Consider the following 17,842-nt stretch of genomic DNA (forward strand, 5'->3'; position numbering starts at 1 on the left):
CTTTCCTTAAAAAAACTTTAAAAAAATGCCAATGAATTAAAAAAAAACACAAAAACCTTTGTGCCTTAGCGGTACAACAAAAAAAATGGCCCTCTATCTCGTCGACAAACTAACTAGAGGACCGTAGCTAATAAAACTAACGTTTCACTTAACCAACCCAATATTATGAATAATTTTTCATTAAACAAAGGATGGCTGGTACTTTGCTATTCCCTTATTTTAGGGCTGTGCTTGTGCCACTCTCCTTTGTTTGCACAAAATGTGCCCCTTAGTACTACTTCAAAACAACAAGTCACTGGTACCATAACAGACGGTGGTGCCCCTCTGACTGGCGTAAGCATTTCAGTAAAGGGAGAACAAAAAACAGTAATCTCCAACTTCGACGGGAAATTTACTATAGCGGTATCATCCAACGACATTCTCATTTTTACTTACATGGGGTTTAAGACCGTTACAATGCCTGTAGATGGTCGTTCCGTAATTAATATTCGGATGCAAGAAGACGCGACCACGCTACAGGAGGTCAAGATCAATGCAGGCTATTATTCCGTGAAAGAAAGCGAACGCACCGGTAGTATTTCGAAAATCACTTCTAAAGACATAGAAAAACAACCCGTTACCAATGTCCTTGCAACGATGCAGGGACGAATGGCAGGAGTTGATATTGTACAAGATAGCGGTTCGCCAGGTGGTGCTTTTACTATCAAGATTAGAGGTCAAAACAGTTTAAGAGCTGACGGAAACCAACCGTTATATATTATTGACGGTGTACCCTATTCATCAGAAACCATAGGTGCAATCGCTACTTCGGGCACGGCACCGACTTTGACCAGTCCGTTAAGTTCTATTAATCCATCGGATATAGAAAGTATTGAAGTACTTAAAGATGCTGATGCAACAGCTATTTATGGTTCGCGTGGTGCAAATGGTGTGGTGCTAATTACTACCAAAAAAGGAAAGGCAGGTGAAACGAGTTATACTGTTAATGCCTCGACGAGTTTTGGCAGTGTTACCCGAACGCCTAAACTGATGAATACCCAACAATATCTTGCGATGCGCCAACAAGCTTTTGCCAATGATGGCGTTACTGTATTTCCTAGTTATGCGTATGATGTTAATGGTACTTGGAATCAGAACCGATATACCGATTGGCAAAAGGAATTGATAGGCGGGACTCCTGAAGTTAATAATTTACAAGCATCGGTATCGGGCGGAAGCCAACGCACACAGTATTTATTGAGTGGAAACTATCGAACTGAAACAACTGTATTTCCGGGTGATTTTAAATACACTAAAGGCGCTACACATTTCAATATGAATCATACTTCAGATGATGACCGATTTAAAATTACTTTTTCGGCTAATTATATTGCACAAAAGAACAATCAACCGTCTATTGACCTTACCAGAGTTTCACGAACCTTGGCACCTAACGCTCCTGCGTTATATGATGCCAATGGTAATTTGAATTGGGAAAATAGTACTTGGGATAATCCTCTTGCAGGATTGCTGTCGCAATTTGATTCGAGAATAAAAGACTTAACCGCTAACACGGTATTATTGTACGCTATTCGCCCGAATTTACAATTTAAAACCAGTTTGGGTTACTCTGATTTGAACAGTAATGAAAGTAGGACGCAACCCTCGACGATGTATAATCCTGCGTATGGTGTAGGTAGTGAAATATCTTCGCTTAGTACTAATCAAACTACTCGAACTTCTTGGATTGTTGAGCCACAGCTTAATTGGAATAAAGTGATTGGGAAAGGCAAAATAGATGTTTTGCTAGGTGGTACTTTTCAGAAGCAACGCACGGAGCGACTTTTTCTAAATGGCTTTGGGTTTGCGAGTAATAGTTTGATTCATGATTTGGCTTCAGCTTCTATTAAAACCATTGATTTGAGCGATGAAACTATTTACAAGTATCAAGCTTTTTTTGCCCGAATGAATTATACTTGGGATGAACGTTATATTCTCAATGTTACCGCTCGGCGTGATGGGTCGAGCCGATTTGGACCAGGAAAGCAATTCGCCACTTTTGGTGCGATAGGTGCTGCTTGGTTATTTTCGAACGAAGCTTTATTAAAAGATAACTCGGTACTTAGTTTTGGTAAACTGAGAACTAGCTATGGCACGGCCGGTAATGATCAAATAGGCGATTATCAATTTCTGGATACTTATACTTCTTCGGGTAATACTTATCAAGGCACTATTGGTTTACAGCCGGTACGGTTATTCAATCCAGAGTTTGGGTGGGAAACGAATAGAAAATTTGAAGTAGCAATTGAAACAGGTTTTTTGAAAGACCGATTATTTTTAACCACGGCTTACTACTTTAATCGTTCGTCAAATCAATTAGTAGGTATACCATTGCCGGGAACGACTGGTTTTAGTTCGTTGAATGCTAATCTTGATGCGACTGTGCAGAATAGCGGATTGGAATTTACGTTGCGTACTGTCAATTTTCAACATAAGCACTTTGAGTGGACCACTAATTTTAACATTTCAATCAATAGAAATAAACTGATTTCTTATCCTGGTCTTGAAAGTTCGACTTATGTCAATACTTATGTAGTGGGTCAACCTATTAATAGTATCAAATTGTACCATTATACCGGTATGAATCCGACAACAGGCGTTTATGAGTTTGAAGATGTAAATGGTGATGGTACGATTACCTCAATGGGAGACCGAAAAACTATTGCTGACTTGAGCCCTCGTTTTTTTGGTGGATTGCAAAATCAATTTAAATATAAAGGATTCCAATTGGATTTTCTTTTTCAGTTTGTGAAACAACAAGCTTTTGGATCGATGCCCGGAGTTCCCGGAACGGCGATTAACCAATTAGCAAGTGTGAGTGATGCGGCAGCGCAACAACCTTATACGGCTGGTGCTAATGGAGCGGTTACTACGGTATATTACCGCTATGGGTTGAGTGATGGTAATTTACAAGATGCTTCTTATGTACGCTTGAAAAATATTTCATTGACGTATGATTTGCCTTTGAAATTTACTCATGGTGTGCGTTGTCAATTGTATATGCAAGGACAAAATGTGTTGACGTTTACCCATTACTCTAATGGAGACCCAGAGTCTAAATTCAGCGGTTACTTGCCCCCATTGAAAGTGTTTACCGGTGGAGTGAAACTAACTTTTTAATCTAATATTTACTATCATGAAAAATTTTATAATACCCCTAATAGTTTTTTTAGCCTTGTACTGCTTTACAGGATGTGATGATTTTGTTGATGTTGAAGTTCCTGCTTCACAACTTACCGGAAGTATTGTTTTTGAAGACCACGCTACAGCCAATGCTGCTATGGCTGATATTTATTCTAAACTTCGCGATAGTGGGTTACTATCGGGAAATAGCATTGGTTCTGCGACTTGCTTAGGATTGTATGCTGATGAATTGGTTTATTATGGCACTAATGATGAAAATGTTTTCTTCTTATTTAATAATAGTTTGCTTTCTAATACTTCCATTGTATCTCAACAATGGAATGAAAGTTATCATCAAATTTACTGTGCTAATGCCGTTATTGAAGGTTGCCAAAACTCGACAGCTTTATCAACAGCTGATAAGAATCAGTTTATTGGAGAAGCCACTTTTGTTAGAGCCTTAGTACATTTTTACTTGATGAATTTGCATGGCGATGTACCTTATATTACTACAACCAATTATGAACTTAATCGAGTAGTTACACGAATGCCTACAGCTGAGGTGTATAATCATATTATTACTGATTTGGATCAAGCCATTGCACTACTATCTGAAAATTATATATCGGCAGACCGAGTTAGACCTAACCGTTCGACAGCTTCTGCATTATTGGCTAGGGTTTATCTTTATAAAGGCGATTGGGCTGCCGCTTCTAATGCTGCTTCGGCAGTATTGAATAATCCCGCTTATGTGTGGGAAAACGATATTGATAAAATATTCCTAAAAGAATGTACCGCTACGATTTGGCAGTTTTCGCCAAAATTGGACGGTAATAATGCCGATGAAGGCGCGACCTTTATTTTTCAGAGCGGATCGCCACCGTATGTTGGGTTAAGTTCTGAATTGGTAAACTCTTTTACTAATAATGACCTTAGAAAAACACATTGGATTGCTACGGTTACCGATGGAACTAACACTTGGTATCATGCTAATAAATACAAACAAAATACGAATACCGGAACTTCTGTTGAATATTCAATTATTTTTAGATTGGCGGAGCAATATCTTATTCGGGCTGAAGCACGAGCAAGACAAGGCGAATTAAGTAATGCAAAAGACGATTTGAACATAGTGAGACATTTGGCAGGATTACCCGATACAGCGGCAGTTACCGCTGATGAAGTTATAACGGCAGTTATGCAAGAAAGACGATTTGAATTTTTTACCGAATATGGACATCGGTTTTTTGACTTGAAACGTAATGGTTTTCTAAATACCATTTTACCAACTGTTAAACCGGGATGGAATACTACTGACCAACTTTGGCCAATTCCAGAAACGGAATTGCTTATGAATCCAAATCTTACCCAAAATCCCGGCTACTAATGAAGCTATCTTTTTTACCAATTGTTTATGGAGTCATAACCATAATTCTAATTGGGTTAGTTCCCTGTCCTGTCATAGGACAGGTGCTAACTAAAAAACAACTTACTGAAGCAGATTATCATTTGTGGGGTACTATGGGCGCGGAACAGTTATCTGAAAAAGGAAATTGGATTAGTTATCGGATGTCTTATGAATTGAATGTGGACACGTTGTTTGTTAAGAACACTAAAACGTATCAACGCTATGTCTTTGCAGATGGGAGTGATGGCAGATTTGGGAGTGAGCCTACATTTGCTTACAAAATGAAAAATGTTCTTGTTGTGGTTGATTTGGAAACAGGAAAAGAAAACAGAATTTCTGCGGTGGAACGTTATGATTTTTCTGCTGATGGACGTTTTCTTGTTACCTTGGAAAAGAACCATGCTCTTGTCGTTAGAAAAAATGGAAAAGTCCTTGATAGTATTGAAAATGTAAGAGAGTATAACTGGAATGATGAAAGCATTATGCTAGTATATGCTACTTTGGAAAATGGAAAGGGAACAGTTGGGTATTTGGATTTACGAGATAATTATGTTAGTCATTTGATAGTACAACCAACAACGCAGCATTTTGAGGTTTTGAAATGGCAGCATAAAGGAAAGACACTTGCTTTTTATGGTGTTACTGAAGAAACTACCGAACTGTATTATTATGATTCGATTTCGGGAAAGTTATCTAATTTAAAATCTACAAATGCCAATTACCCTGCACACATTAAAATTACTCCTGACCAAAATATAGCTTTGAACATTTCTCGTGATGGTAAGAAAGTTTTTTTTGGGATAACGAATATTGTTGCCAAAGACACTACGGTCTTATCGGGTGGTGTTGCGATTTGGAATGCCAAAGACAAAATGCTTTATCCCGACAGGAAGCTGAGGTCTACAGTAAGTTACCCAGAATATTTGGCTTTTTGGGATATTGAAAATGGTGTTGTTCGACAACTCAGCACAGCAAAACAATCTTGGGCAATGTTGACCGGAAAGCAAGATTATGCTTTGGTGGCTGACCCTTATCAATATGAACCGCAATACAAATGGATTGCAGATATGGATTATTATCTGCTGAACCTTGAAACCGGTACTCGGGAATTATTTTTAACTGCACAATCAGGATATATGAACCAAATGGGGATTTCTCCGGACGGTCGCTATATTACTTATTATAGAGAAAGTAATTGGTGGGTGTATGATATTAAAAAGAAAACCCATACTAACGTTACTAAAGGATTAGACATTAGTTGGGATAATAGAGCCAACGATCCAGGGAATGAAATAAACGTATGGGGACAACCGGGTTGGACAACAAATGGGAACTATGCCATATATTATGATTACTATGATATTTGGGTAATTTCTCCTGATGGCACACAACGCAAACGACTTACCCAAGGTAGAGAAATACAGTTGCGTTTTCGGTTAGATGCTTCCGCCATATTTGATAAACAAGATATCAATTATTCTGGTGTTGGGGTTTATAATTATGACCTTTCTAAAGATGTTTTACTAACCACTCTTGATATGTATAGCAGTGCCAATGGTTATTATTTGCTACATCCCAATAAAGGAGTTAAGCCTTTTATAATGGATGGAAGTTCGATTAACAAACTTCAAAAAGCAAAAGGGAATAATGCCTTTATTTATGTAACGCAAAAGTTTGATAGTCCGCCATGTTTACGATTTCGAAATGGTAATACTGATATCGTTATGGTACAAAGTAATCATCAACATAAACACTATCAATGGGGCAAATCGGAAATGATTCATTATAAAGACAGTAAAGGAAACCCTTTAAATGGTGCTTTGTTTTATCCAGCTAATTATGATGCCACCAAAAAATATCCTATGATTGTGTATATTTATGAAATCGTATCTCGTGATGTAAACCAGTATGTGAATCCAAGTATTCATAACACATTAGGTTTTAATATAACAAACATGACTGCTAACGGTTATGCGGTTTTGTTAGCCGATATAGCTTTAGAAAAAGGAAATCCAGGACTTTCAGCTGTGGATTGTGTAACATCAGCCGTTAATAAAATTATTGATATGGGTATTACTGATGCCCGAAAGATTGGGTTAATGGGCCATTCGTTTGGAGCATATGAAACCAATTTTATCATCACACAGACCAATATGTTTGCTGTTGCAATTAGTGGTTCGGGAGTGTCAGATACTATGCAACATTATTTTACCATAAATACAGACTACAATACGATAGATGGATGGCGGTATGAGAATCAGCAATATCGAATGGGTTATTCTTTCTTTGAAAATCAAGAAGGGTATTATAGAAACTCGCCTTTACTTAATGCGAGTAAAATTAATACTCCGTTGTTGACTTGGGCAGGAAAGTTAGATAAAAATGTGCAACCACGTCAAGCAGAAACTTTTTATGCCGCTTTGAGGCGATTGAAAAAAGAGAGTGTTATGTTGGTCTATCCTAATGATGGACACATTTTATTTAATCCAAAAAATCAGGAAGATTTGACGCTGAAGGTGCAGGATTGGTTTGGTTATTATTTGAAAGGTGAGCCAAAGGCAAAATGGATGAAAGCGGATAATGAAACAAATTAAAAAATAATATGCAGTTTCCCAAAAGAAACTGCATATTACAATTTTAGCACTTAGTGAATCACCTTGTAGAGATTGGAGCTACAAGCATTTGCAGCATTTTTTTTCCAAACTTGTCTAGGAGTACTTTCACTAGACATACAAGTTTGGCCGGTATTGACCTCTGTACAATTTACATTGACTGAAAGACAGTTTGTAGGTGAAGGGTTTTGGATGAATCCAGTGATCAACACTGTTTTTTTGGCATCCTTAACTTTTGCATCATTGGTGCTAACCGCTGCGGCACTTGCCATTGTGAATGCCAATACAGGCAGAATCACTTTTAAAATTGTTTTCATGATATTACAAATTAAATTAAAATTTTGACTTACTCTTTTTTACAGGTTTTCAGTCTTAACCCTGCTACCGGCCGGTAAAGATTTTTGTTGTTTTGTTATTTTGGGTACAGTAACGAAATGTTTATCCAAATGATATTTGTGTAAATAATGACCAATAATTGCGTATAAATTATTTCCAGAAATTAACATTGATTGTACTTTTGCTTCATTGACATCATAGATGTAAATACTTGACAGATAGGTGTTTTTTTCAATATTATAAACATCGACAATTGAGGCTTCTTTCCACATTTCTTTTGGCTCATAACGCCCGATTAGTTTAGAGTTCACAAAAAGTAACTTATCGGAAACAGCAGTAAGTTGATTCACTGTGGATGATGGAGAAGCTATTTTTCTTTGCTTAGTGTTTTTTATATAAGCAATTTTCAAGTTAGCATGAGTAGTAGTATCGATAGTATTACCGCGATATATAAGGTTGAGGTTTTTGTCGGCAATAATAAATTGATTTCTATAATAATAGACGTAGATGAATTTTTGAAGTCGCTCGTCAAAGTACATCATTCCATCTGTGTCAAAGAAGCCATCAATTTGCTTTTGCAATAGTTTAGGAGCATATTGTACTTGTAAGCTGTCAGAGAATGTAAAAGTTCCCAATGTGTTGTTTAATGACTTTAATTCCTGTGCCCGGAATACAATCTTGTTGGGTGTGACAATCTCGGCTTTAGAAAAATAGTAATTGTTGTCATGCATTAGCAGTTTTGCTTTCCAATCGGAAATATTCCCTTTGTAAATAACCGGTACTGTTCCATCCATTAGATAAAAGTAAGGTGGTGCTACACGGACCTGAACGGTTCGGAAAGGAAAATTTTCACGTTCCAATTGAATTTTATAATGATGTTTGACATTTAATGTTGAGTCATAGGCAGTAATATGTAATGGTGCTTGGTTATCGCCAAGATAAATAGTATTACCATCGGTTCCTGCAAAGTATTGAGAATTACTATTTAAATCGGTTCCTACTGTTTTAGTTGCGGAACCTTGAATAAAACGGCGAATAAATGGGTTTTCATTATGCATCAGATTATCGGAAGAAATGTAAAGAGCAGCAATAAATGTAAAACTGATGAAAGTCATTACTCCCAAAAGTATTGTGCCACTCTTATTATCTAATGAGTATTTCGATTTTATTTTATTTCCACTACTTCCATTTTTATTTTTAATATTAATAGTGCTTAAAATTGCAATAACTGCGAGAACAACAAAACAAATGTTAAAAATTAAGTGTTCGTTCCAATCCATATTTTCCAAAATACCCCCGCAGGAACAAGGAACATATGAGCTATAATTGGTTATAATAATTATATAAGCTGTAAACATTACCATTAAGCAAAACGATGAAAACAATCCGATTAAACGGAATCTGGGTATTGACAATAATACTGAAATGATGATTTCTATTATTATCACTGTGTATGAGACAAATCCTGTATAAGCGCTAAGTAAAGGTGATTGACCAAGTTGAGCCTGAAAGTTGTCGAAATCCATTAATTTGCTAATAGCAGCATATACAAACAACAGTATATAAAGAAGGCAAATCGTTTCAATAATAATAGTTTTTATGCGTTGTCTTGATTTCATTTCGTAAAGAGATTGATATTAGTTATGTAAAATTCTCAAAATAGAATCACATAAGTGTTATCAAATCAGGATCTTGTCTTATCAAATCAGGATTTTTTTATTTTTGCAAGTTTGCAGTTTACTTTATAAACAGCTCTAACACTAAATAATACAGAACAACTTATCAAATTGATGACCGTCTTGCCATGTTAGTTGGAGAATAACCAAATTTAATTTTGAAAGCTCTTGAAAAATTAGGATAGGTAGAAAATCCTGCCATGATAGCAATGGTTTTTAATGGAATTTTCGTGTCCTTTATCAGAAGTTGTGACCGCTTAAGCCTTTCATTATTATAAAATTGCTGTATGGTTATTTTAAATAAATGCCTAAAGCCATTTTTTAATTTGTATTCATTAGTGCCAAAAAGCCGGGATAGTTCTTTTAAAGTTGGCAAAGTGGAATCCATATGCGTTAATATATAATCATAAACTGCTTGTGTTGATTTTACATCTAAATAATTATGAATTTTCTGTTCCTCGGCAGTAACAGCTTCACTTGAGAAGGTCTTCTTTTCCTTTATGTCTTCTACAATAGCGAAAAACGAACTAATTACTATGTCTGTGCTCTGACAGAGCTTTGAAATACTACAGTAGGCTGGGATAAGCAATTTATCAAAGGTGGAGAACTCCAGTGGTACAGTGGTGTGATAGGATTCATTTTGTACCATTTCTGTCTTTACAGTTTCCCATAGGAGTGATGATTTTTTTGTAAGTATTCCTGTAAAATCTTGTCCTAAAAGGTCGTTGGACTCAAATCCCAAAAGGTTAGGAACATCAGCACTGAAATTTTTTAGAGCAAAATTACAATCTAGGATATAGCTACTTTGAACGATATACCGGTAACTAAAATGGGGATTGACATAACCACCGTGGAAAACAGATTCCTTCATTTCTTCAGCCATCCAATTCACTAGAACGGTCAATGCTTCCAGTTCATCGTCATTTCCTGTTCTGGGTATACGGTAGGCAAAATTTCCTTCTGCCATCTCAAGAAGCATTTGGCAGACATTATGTATACGTTGTTGATTTATTTCCTGTTGCATAGTGTCGTTAATTAAAATTTTTAATTCTAAACGAAAACTTCCAATACTTTTTTAATGATAGGTACCAAAAATAAAGGAAAATGCAATAATAAATAATCATTTATTGTTAAGCTTATCAATTTAGGATTATGACTTATCAATTCGGGATTTTTTAATGTATCCCGTCTTAAAATAGCGATACACAAAAACATTATTATGGAAGAACTTTAATATAACTCAAAGCCTATAATCAAATATCCGGAAGCCTCCTCTTAATGTCCTTTGGAGTTTGTCCAAAATGGTTTTTAAAGGCTCTTGAAAAATTAGGATAACTAGTAAATCCATTCGTAGAAGCGATACTTTTTAAAGGAATTTTTGTTTCCTGTATCAAAAGACGGGCTCTTTTCATCCGTTCATTCGTATAAAATTGATAGATACTCGTTTTAAATAATTGTTTAAATCCAGATTTCAATTTATAATCATTGGATCCAAAAATTCGTGAGAGATCTTTTGAGGAAGGTAGAGGAGAATTCAAATTAGCTAAAATATAATCATAAACATGCTGCATCAATTGCACATCAGAATAGCTACTGAGTCCACCAAGTAAATTAGTACCTTCAGGGGAAACTAAAGTTTTTATTGGTTCCGTAATAATGGTAGCCACAGAACTAATTAGAATAGTGCTACTGTGCATAAGTCGTGAAATAGTACAAAAGCAAGGGACAAGCAATTGCTCTTGGGTCATATAAATGAGCTCCTGAGTACTATTGTAGGTCGCATCCTGAAGTAATGCCGCAGCAACAGAATTCCATATCGGTAAGGATTCCTTCGAGAGTAAACTGCTGAAGGCTTTATTATATAGCCTATCAGGCGGAAAGCCTAATACTGAGGGAACAGCTGAATTATAACTTCTGATAGTAAAATCAGCGTCCAAAATAAAAGTGGTTTGAACAAACTGCTTATGGGTATAATGAGGATTGATAAATCCAGAATAAAAAAGAGATTCCTTCATTTCTTCTGCAACCATGTTAATAAGCACAACTAAGGCTTCCAATTCATCATCCTTTTCGGATCGTTGAATACGATTCGTAAAATTACCTCCTGCCATTTCGAGAAGCATTTGATACATCTTTTGAATGCGCCGTTGATCGATTTCTTGTTGCATAATGGGACACTAACTAAAATAGTCTTAAAAAAATGGTTTACTGTACTATTTATAAGTTTCCAAAAAAACTAAAGCGGATGACTCATCAGTAAAAATCCTTGTTGGAACACTTGGCTTACATATTTTAAGATAAAAAGAGGTCATAATTAGGGAAACACTCTGATTCGCAACTATGCTAACAGCTTTGGTTAAAACGGAACCGGATTGGGCTAAATAATCTCTGGCGGATTTGTCAGAATCCACAACACCTCTGATGTCACACAATATAGGATAGGCTTTCTCATTTTGCATTTGTATTCGATCGGCAACAATCCGGTGAGCTATGGTCAAATCAATGACAATATTAGGCTTGTATTCAAAAAAAAGAATGCTATTTCGAATCCAAAAATGGGCATATTCATTCTCATAGTAACCATCTGTGAGTCTCATAGTATTTTAAATATAATGGTGTTATTTGAGCAAAAATAACAATAATTAGTAATACAAAAAGTACCAAAATAGCACAATTAGCGTAAAAGGGTATGGAATTATCAAATCGGGAGTATAAGTTATCATATTTGGATTTTTGCATAATTGGATGCAAGTTTTTTTGTTTTTTATACAGAATTTTACCCACTAGACAGCACCAATCATATAGAAAATCTTCATAAAATTTTACATTTCAATAACTTAAACTTAAACAATATGGCAAAAATCAAGCACAACAATTTCATTGATACCGTCGATGAGGTAATCTCTGGAGCAAAAAAAGAAGGTGTACTACATCTCTATGTAGAAGATGAAGTTTTAAATGGGAGAACATTACAAATTAGGGGTAAAAAAATGTTTCATTTTGGCACTACCGGGTATTTAGGACTGGAGCAAGACAACAGATTAAAAGAAGCAGCAATAACAGCTATTCAAAAGTATGGTACACAATTCCCACTCTCCAAAACCTACATTTCCAATCCGTTATATAGCGAATTGGAAAATAAGATTGAGGCTATGTATGGAATCTCTCCAATCATAACTAAAAACAGCACATTAGGTCATCTGGCAGTAATTCCAACAGTGGTAAGGGATGAAGATGGAGTAATTCTAGACCATCAAGTGCATTGGAGTGTTCAGAATGCCTGCCAACTATTAAAGATAAGAGGGATTCCTGTAGAAATGATCCGACACAGTAATTTGGATATGCTGGAAGATAAAATTAAATTCCTCACTACAAGATGCAATAAAATATGGTATATGGCAGATGGTGTATATTCCATGTTTGGCGATTATGCTCCTATACGGGAGCTGATGGAGTTATGCAAAAAATACTCACAGTTGCACCTCTATTTTGATGACGTACACGGAATGAGTTGGAAAGGAAAAAACGGAACAGGATATGTATTAGACATTTTAAAAGAATTACCCGAAAATGTAGTATTGTTTGGTACTTTAAGTAAAACATTTGGTGCCAGCGGAGCGACATTACTTTGTACTGATAGCCGACTGCGTGAAAAAATTAAGAACTTTGGTGGACCGCTTACTTTTTCCGCACAACTGGAACCGGCTTCCGTAGCAGCTGCAATCGCTTCAGCTGACATTCATCTTTCTCCCGAAATCACAAGCTTACAATGTGATTTATCTGAAAAAATAGAATATTTCAAATCACTATTGGAAAAAACCACACTCCCAATGATAGCCTTAAATAATTCCCCAGTATTTTTCTTGGGTACCGCTATGCCGTTGACCGCATATAAAATGGTGCAACGGCTCTTTAACGAAGGTTTTTATGTAAATCCAGCCATTTATCCGGCAGTCCCAATCAAAAACACAGGTATTCGAACCACACTTTCACGACACAATCAAAAAGAAGAAATAAAAGCATTAGTAGAAGCGATGGAATACCATTATCCAAAAGCCTTAGAAGAATCGGGTAATAGTTTAAACAAAGTGAATACAGCTTTTGGCATAATGGAGACGATACTGCCAATAGAAACCCACAAGAAGAAAAATTTTCCTTCCGATGTAATGAAAAAGTGTGTTCCTGACGACCTTAGGCAAACAATAACTTTTTCGGAAGAAAATGTAGAGATAAAAACGGACTTAGTATTACAATACGAAACATCGATAGAAAAAATAAATAAAAAGAACTGGAATGAAATTTTAGGAAGACGAAGCACATTCGACTGGGAAGGATTATCTTTTTTAGAAAATGCTTTTACAAATCCGAACTATCCTGAAAACAATTGGGACTTTCATTATTATGTAATCAAAGACAAAAACGGAATTCCTGTACTGGCAACTTTTTTTACATACGGACTTTGGAAAGATGATATGTTGGCACCAGAATCGATTTCATTACAACTGGAAGAAAAAAGAAAACAAAATCCATTATACCTCACATCAAAAGTATTGGGAATGGGTTCCTTATTCACAGAGGGCAATCATTGTTACATCAATAAAGCACATCCATTAGCAGAAGAAGCCATAATGCTTTTACTAGAACAAGTTGAAACATTGTACCATCAATTAAACGCCGATATGGTAGTATTAAGAGATTTCGAGGTAGATGAAAAATTGAATCGTATTTTTCACAATCAAGGTTTCTTAAAAATAAGCATGCCTGAAACCTGCATTATAGAAAATACACAATGGAGTAGTATCGAAGAATTTTCTGCTTCGCTTTCTACCCGTTCTAGAAAACACTTTACAAAAGAGATACTGCCTTTTGAACAGGCTTTCGATATTGTAATAAAAAATCACTTAACAAACGAAGAATTAGAGCAGGCATATAAATTGTATCTGAATGTGAAAAATATCAATCATGCTATAAATACATTTACCTACCCGATAGAAGTTTTCCAAAAAATGGAAAAGCATTCCGGATGGGAATTCATACTTCTATATTTAAAAAACGAAATCTCAAATCCATTGGTTGGAATTCTGTTTTGTTATAAAAATACGTCGCACACTTATGTTCCAGCATTGATAGGAATGGATTATGATTATGCAAAAGAATTCCAACTCTATCGACAACTCCTGTTTCAGGCAATCAAACGCGCTCGAGAACTGAACTTAAATAAAATTGATTTTGGCGTATCTGCCACTTTTGAGAAAAGAAAATTAGGAGCCACAATAATTCCAAAAGTAGCCTACATTCAGGCAAGAGATAATTTTTCAATGGAATTAATGGGTACACTTCAGAACGAAGACAAAACACGCTCTGGCAATTAAAACTAATTACAACCAAAAAATATAACCAATCCACTTTTCACTCCCCTCTCCTTTTGGAGAGGGGTTGGGGGTGTGGTTTAAACCAGAAACCTATGTTTAAAAACACTGTTGAAGATTTTAATTCTAAAATAAATTCGATAATTTATTCCGAAGAAAACCATCTCAAAAAAGCAACTGGAGGTATTGATTTATGCAACAAAACGGTATCCAAATTAAAAGAGATAGTGGAGCAGAATGATTTCGAAACAGTACCCGCTGAGATTGATTTTTTCAAAAATATCAAACCACTCCCTATGAGTTACCTAATCTATTATACCGAAGTACGCTCTTGTGAACTGCGAAAGCCAAAAACAGGCACTTCATACCAAATAGAATTTTTCGAAAAGGAAATGCGCAAAATCAATAAGTTCTTTTCTCGAAACAGGGATTTTGTGAATTATATGGAACAAGGAAATACCTATATAGATCATCAGTTTTTTACAAGAAACCCTGGCAATAATTTCCCTTTCACTCCGATGACCGATTATTACCAATATCCCGAATTCTCCTCCTCACACGACATGCTCTGGGCAAAAATAAAAGCAATGTACCGTTTCATTCATTACATCCGCGAAGCAATGCAAAAGCTCAATGCTGGACATGAAATACTATTTGAAGAGAAAAAACATAAAGTACTGGCATGGACAGCTCCAAAAACAGCACTCACAGAATTAATCTATGCCTTACATTCCAATGGGGCTTTAAACCATGGCGCGGCCGACATAAATACAATAGCGGCATCATTCGAAGACTTTTTTAATATCAAAATAGAAAATATCTACAAAACCTACACCGAAATTAAAGAACGCAAGAGTAGTAAAACAAAATTTCTGGAAGAATTGATGGCGAATCTACGGCAAAAAATGAGTGATGAAGAGGAATAATTAAAAATCGGTAGTCAATCGGAACCTACGAAGAATAGTATTACAAAAACAAACTCGTAATCGACTGTCAAAGCCAAATAACAGGGACTTTTTGTATTTCTAAAGAACAGCTTAAAATTATGTTTTTTTAGCCTTTTCTTTTAGAAAACCCATCCTACGAGTCATTTTTCATTAGAAAATGATATTTTTTAAATACAGAACTACAACAACACAAAAAAAACACAGATAAAAAACGCCAATACCCACCAAAACAGGCTTTAAATAATGTTTAAATGTTAAATTTCTTCGGTAGTCCGGTTCGTATGGGGATAAAAAACAAATAAAAGCAGTCAATTTTGTCTCAGTAAAAAATTACAATAGATACAAACTTAAACCACTTTCAAATGGCTGCAACAATTATGACAGTAGAAGATTTTAAGGAATTCAAAATAGAACTCCTGGAACAAATCAAAAAAATAGTAGAATCCCAAAATACGGCTAGCATCAAAAAGTGGCTAAAATCCACAGAAGTACGTAAGCTACTAAACATTTCTCCCGGAACACTCCAAAACCTCCGCATCAACGGAACTCTTGCCTATACTAAAATCGGTGGCACTATCTATTATGCCAATCAAGACATTGATAAACTATTGGAACAGAACAAAGTCAACTCAATTCCCAATCTCTTCAAATAAACATTCACCTTCCTCTGGAGAGGTGCCCATAGGGTGGGGTAGAAAAATACACAAGCAATAAACCATAAATTCAAAACAATGAATTACATAAAACACCTAACTGGCTTTTTCGACAAAGTAGCCAAAGACAAAGTGCTCAATCCAACACATGTGAGTATGTATGTGGCTTTGTTTCAATTCTGGAATTGCAATCGATTCAAAAATCCAATCAGTATTTCGCGTGATGAGGTGATGCGAATCAGCAAAATTAGTTCTAAAGCGACTTATCATAAATGCTTAAAAAACTTGCATTCTTTAGGATACATCAATTATGAGCCGTCATATAATCCATTCAAAGGGAGTCAAGTATATCTTTTTAATCTTTCTGACGAACTAAAACCAATGCCCAAAAACGAAAAAAATACCAGTTCAAATACTGAACCTGTTTTTAAACTCGTTACTGAACAAGTAGTGAACAAGTCTTGTACTAGTAGTGGGACTGGTAGTGAACAAGCGCTGGTATCTTATATAAACAATACAAACATACCAAACATTTCAAACAATTTAAAGATTGTAAACTTGGATGAGCAAGCACAAAATTTTCAAATTGAAGATGATATTTTAAAAAATGTTGATACCGAAAAGAAAGAAAAAAAGTTGCGCGAAAAAAAGAAAGAAGATTTTATCACTTCGAGCGTGTCATCCCGAGCGCAGTCGAGAGACGATAAACCAACAATCGAAAAAGTCAAAACCTATTTCCTCCAACAAAACTTCCCGGAACTTGAAGCACAAAAGTTTTTTAATTATTTCTCAAGCATCGGTTGGCTAGTTGGTGGTAAAACCCCGATGGTCGATTGGCAAGCTGCAGCACAAAACTGGATACTAAACGCAAACAAATTCAACACCAATGAAAACCCAAACAGAGCAAAACACCTCAACACAGTCACTGACAAAGACTATTCGGAGCCACTTTAACAAGTCCCGTCAGTTCGAGTGTTTTTTGTGTAATGCAATGGAACAAAAAAAGTATCGAGAACCTATCAATAAACGAATCACCAAATGGAAACAGAAATAAAATCCCACTATAACTACGATGAAGTAATTATTTGGCTCGAAAAAAAAGGCGTTGAATTATACGGAAATCATTTCAAAATCCTTGAAAGCGATTACCCTATAATTTACAAACTCATCGCTTATTTCCTAAAAGACGAAGCAGCGTGTTTTCAATACAACATCAACCTCAACAAAGGAATAATGCTTTCTGGACCAGTCGGCTGTGGCAAAACATCACTTTTGAATTTAATGAAATACCTAACCCCAACGGAACACAAATTTTTCGTTAAACCTTGCCGAGATATCAGTTTTGAATTTATCCAGGATGGTTACGAAATCATCCACAAATACAGCAAAGGCAAACTCTACCAATCCGAACCCAAAACCATCTGCTTTGATGATCTTGGCACAGAAAACAACCTAAAATATTTCGGAAACGAATGCAATGTAATGGCAGAAATTCTATTAAGTCGTTACGATATTTTTACAACGAGAAAAGTCCAAACACATATAACTACAAATTTATCAGCAAGTGAAATTGAAAATGTGTATGGTAATCGTGTTCGCAGCAGATTAAGGGAAATGATTAATTTGATTGCTTTTGATAAAGAATTTGAAGATAAAAGAGTTTGATAAGTAGGTTAATA

General features: G+C 35.7%; 13 protein-coding genes. 8 read left to right on the forward strand and 5 right to left on the reverse strand.

All coding sequences use genetic code 11. The annotated features are described in order from the left end of the window. Positions 1-165 precede the first annotated feature (165 nt). From E0I61_RS09020 to E0I61_RS09030, 3 genes are read left to right on the forward strand one after another with little or no spacing between them, the layout of a single operon-like run. The gene (locus E0I61_RS09020; protein ID WP_132070817.1) at positions 166-3,159 is read left to right on the forward strand and encodes a SusC/RagA family TonB-linked outer membrane protein; all 2,994 of its coding nucleotides are present in this window, start codon (positions 166-168) and stop codon (positions 3,157-3,159) included. A 16-nt stretch (positions 3,160-3,175) separates the two neighbouring features. Beyond that, complete coding sequence (locus E0I61_RS09025; RefSeq protein ID WP_132070819.1) at positions 3,176-4,549, forward strand: RagB/SusD family nutrient uptake outer membrane protein; 1,374 nt, start codon at positions 3,176-3,178, stop codon at positions 4,547-4,549. Next, entirely contained in the window at positions 4,549-7,164 is a 2,616-nt protein-coding gene (locus E0I61_RS09030; RefSeq protein WP_132070821.1) for an alpha/beta hydrolase family protein, read from the forward strand. The genes E0I61_RS09025 and E0I61_RS09030 overlap by 1 nt, the downstream gene beginning before the upstream one ends. Positions 7,165-7,214: 50 nt before the next feature. Here E0I61_RS09030 and E0I61_RS09035 read toward each other — a convergent pair whose 3' ends face one another. From E0I61_RS09035 to E0I61_RS09055, 5 genes are all read right to left on the reverse strand, one after another. Continuing rightward, complete coding sequence (locus tag E0I61_RS09035; RefSeq protein WP_132070823.1) at positions 7,215-7,499, reverse strand: DUF6520 family protein; 285 nt, start codon at positions 7,497-7,499, stop codon at positions 7,215-7,217. Positions 7,500-7,538: 39 nt separating this feature from the next. Then, complete coding sequence (locus E0I61_RS09040) at positions 7,539-9,137, reverse strand: MauE/DoxX family redox-associated membrane protein (protein ID WP_132070825.1); 1,599 nt, start codon at positions 9,135-9,137, stop codon at positions 7,539-7,541. Between the two features lie 163 nt (positions 9,138-9,300). After that, positions 9,301-10,161 carry a helix-turn-helix domain-containing protein gene (locus E0I61_RS09045; RefSeq protein WP_165930205.1) on the reverse strand — a complete coding sequence of 287 codons (861 nt, stop codon included), beginning with the start codon at positions 10,159-10,161 and terminating at the stop codon, positions 9,301-9,303. 286 nt (positions 10,162-10,447) lie between these two features. Beyond that, positions 10,448-11,326: a helix-turn-helix domain-containing protein gene (locus tag E0I61_RS09050; protein ID WP_165930206.1), complete on the reverse strand. Its 879-nt coding sequence runs from the start codon at positions 11,324-11,326 to the stop codon at positions 10,448-10,450. Positions 11,327-11,407: 81 nt separating this feature from the next. Further along, a complete protein-coding gene (locus tag E0I61_RS09055; RefSeq protein ID WP_132070831.1) occupies positions 11,408-11,791 on the reverse strand; it encodes a DUF7793 family protein in 384 nt (127 codons plus the stop codon). A 255-nt stretch (positions 11,792-12,046) separates the two neighbouring features. Between E0I61_RS09055 and E0I61_RS09060 the strand changes: the two genes are divergently transcribed. The 5 genes from E0I61_RS09060 (at position 12,047) to E0I61_RS09080 (ending at position 17,828) form a co-directional block, all read left to right on the forward strand. Then, positions 12,047-14,566 (forward strand): bifunctional aminotransferase class I/II-fold pyridoxal phosphate-dependent enzyme/GNAT family N-acetyltransferase, encoded by a 2,520-nt coding sequence (locus E0I61_RS09060; protein WP_132070833.1) that lies wholly within the window; start codon positions 12,047-12,049, stop codon positions 14,564-14,566. Positions 14,567-14,658: 92 nt separating this feature from the next. Beyond that, positions 14,659-15,489 carry an RteC domain-containing protein gene (locus tag E0I61_RS09065; protein WP_132070835.1) on the forward strand — a complete coding sequence of 277 codons (831 nt, stop codon included), beginning with the start codon at positions 14,659-14,661 and terminating at the stop codon, positions 15,487-15,489. A 383-nt stretch (positions 15,490-15,872) separates the two neighbouring features. Further along, the gene (locus E0I61_RS09070; RefSeq protein WP_132070837.1) at positions 15,873-16,163 is read left to right on the forward strand and encodes a helix-turn-helix domain-containing protein; all 291 of its coding nucleotides are present in this window, start codon (positions 15,873-15,875) and stop codon (positions 16,161-16,163) included. Between the two features lie 78 nt (positions 16,164-16,241). Then, on the forward strand, positions 16,242-17,117 hold the full coding sequence (locus tag E0I61_RS09075) for a transcriptional regulator (RefSeq protein WP_132070839.1): 876 nt from the start codon (positions 16,242-16,244) through the stop codon (positions 17,115-17,117). An 84-nt stretch (positions 17,118-17,201) separates the two neighbouring features. Beyond that, positions 17,202-17,828: an ATP-binding protein gene (locus tag E0I61_RS09080; protein WP_132070841.1), complete on the forward strand. Its 627-nt coding sequence runs from the start codon at positions 17,202-17,204 to the stop codon at positions 17,826-17,828. Positions 17,829-17,842 lie beyond the last annotated feature (14 nt).

Origin of the sequence: Flavobacterium ranwuense (genome assembly GCF_004349315.1) — a bacterium.
Taxonomy (GTDB): domain Bacteria; phylum Bacteroidota; class Bacteroidia; order Flavobacteriales; family Flavobacteriaceae; genus Flavobacterium; species Flavobacterium ranwuense.

Excerpts from the sequence above, each read along its gene's own strand:
- E0I61_RS09075 (WP_132070839.1), top strand. The coding sequence starts at position 16,242 with ATGAATTACATAAAACACCTAACTGGCTTTTTCGACAAAGTAGCCAAA.
- E0I61_RS09025 (WP_132070819.1), top strand. The coding sequence starts at position 3,176 with ATGAAAAATTTTATAATACCCCTAATAGTTTTTTTAGCCTTGTACTGC.
- E0I61_RS09080 (WP_132070841.1), top strand. The coding sequence starts at position 17,202 with ATGGAAACAGAAATAAAATCCCACTATAACTACGATGAAGTAATTATT.
- E0I61_RS09070 (WP_132070837.1), top strand. The coding sequence starts at position 15,873 with ATGGCTGCAACAATTATGACAGTAGAAGATTTTAAGGAATTCAAAATA.
- E0I61_RS09030 (WP_132070821.1), top strand. The coding sequence starts at position 4,549 with ATGAAGCTATCTTTTTTACCAATTGTTTATGGAGTCATAACCATAATT.
- E0I61_RS09050 (WP_165930206.1), bottom strand. The coding sequence starts at position 11,326 with ATGTATCAAATGCTTCTCGAAATGGCAGGAGGTAATTTTACGAATCGT.
- E0I61_RS09040 (WP_132070825.1), bottom strand. The coding sequence starts at position 9,137 with ATGAAATCAAGACAACGCATAAAAACTATTATTATTGAAACGATTTGC.
- E0I61_RS09045 (WP_165930205.1), bottom strand. The coding sequence starts at position 10,161 with ATGGCAGAAGGAAATTTTGCCTACCGTATACCCAGAACAGGAAATGAC.
- E0I61_RS09060 (WP_132070833.1), top strand. The coding sequence starts at position 12,047 with ATGGCAAAAATCAAGCACAACAATTTCATTGATACCGTCGATGAGGTA.
- E0I61_RS09055 (WP_132070831.1), bottom strand. The coding sequence starts at position 11,791 with ATGAGACTCACAGATGGTTACTATGAGAATGAATATGCCCATTTTTGG.
- E0I61_RS09020 (WP_132070817.1), top strand. The coding sequence starts at position 166 with ATGAATAATTTTTCATTAAACAAAGGATGGCTGGTACTTTGCTATTCC.
- E0I61_RS09035 (WP_132070823.1), bottom strand. The coding sequence starts at position 7,499 with ATGAAAACAATTTTAAAAGTGATTCTGCCTGTATTGGCATTCACAATG.
- E0I61_RS09065 (WP_132070835.1), top strand. The coding sequence starts at position 14,659 with ATGTTTAAAAACACTGTTGAAGATTTTAATTCTAAAATAAATTCGATA.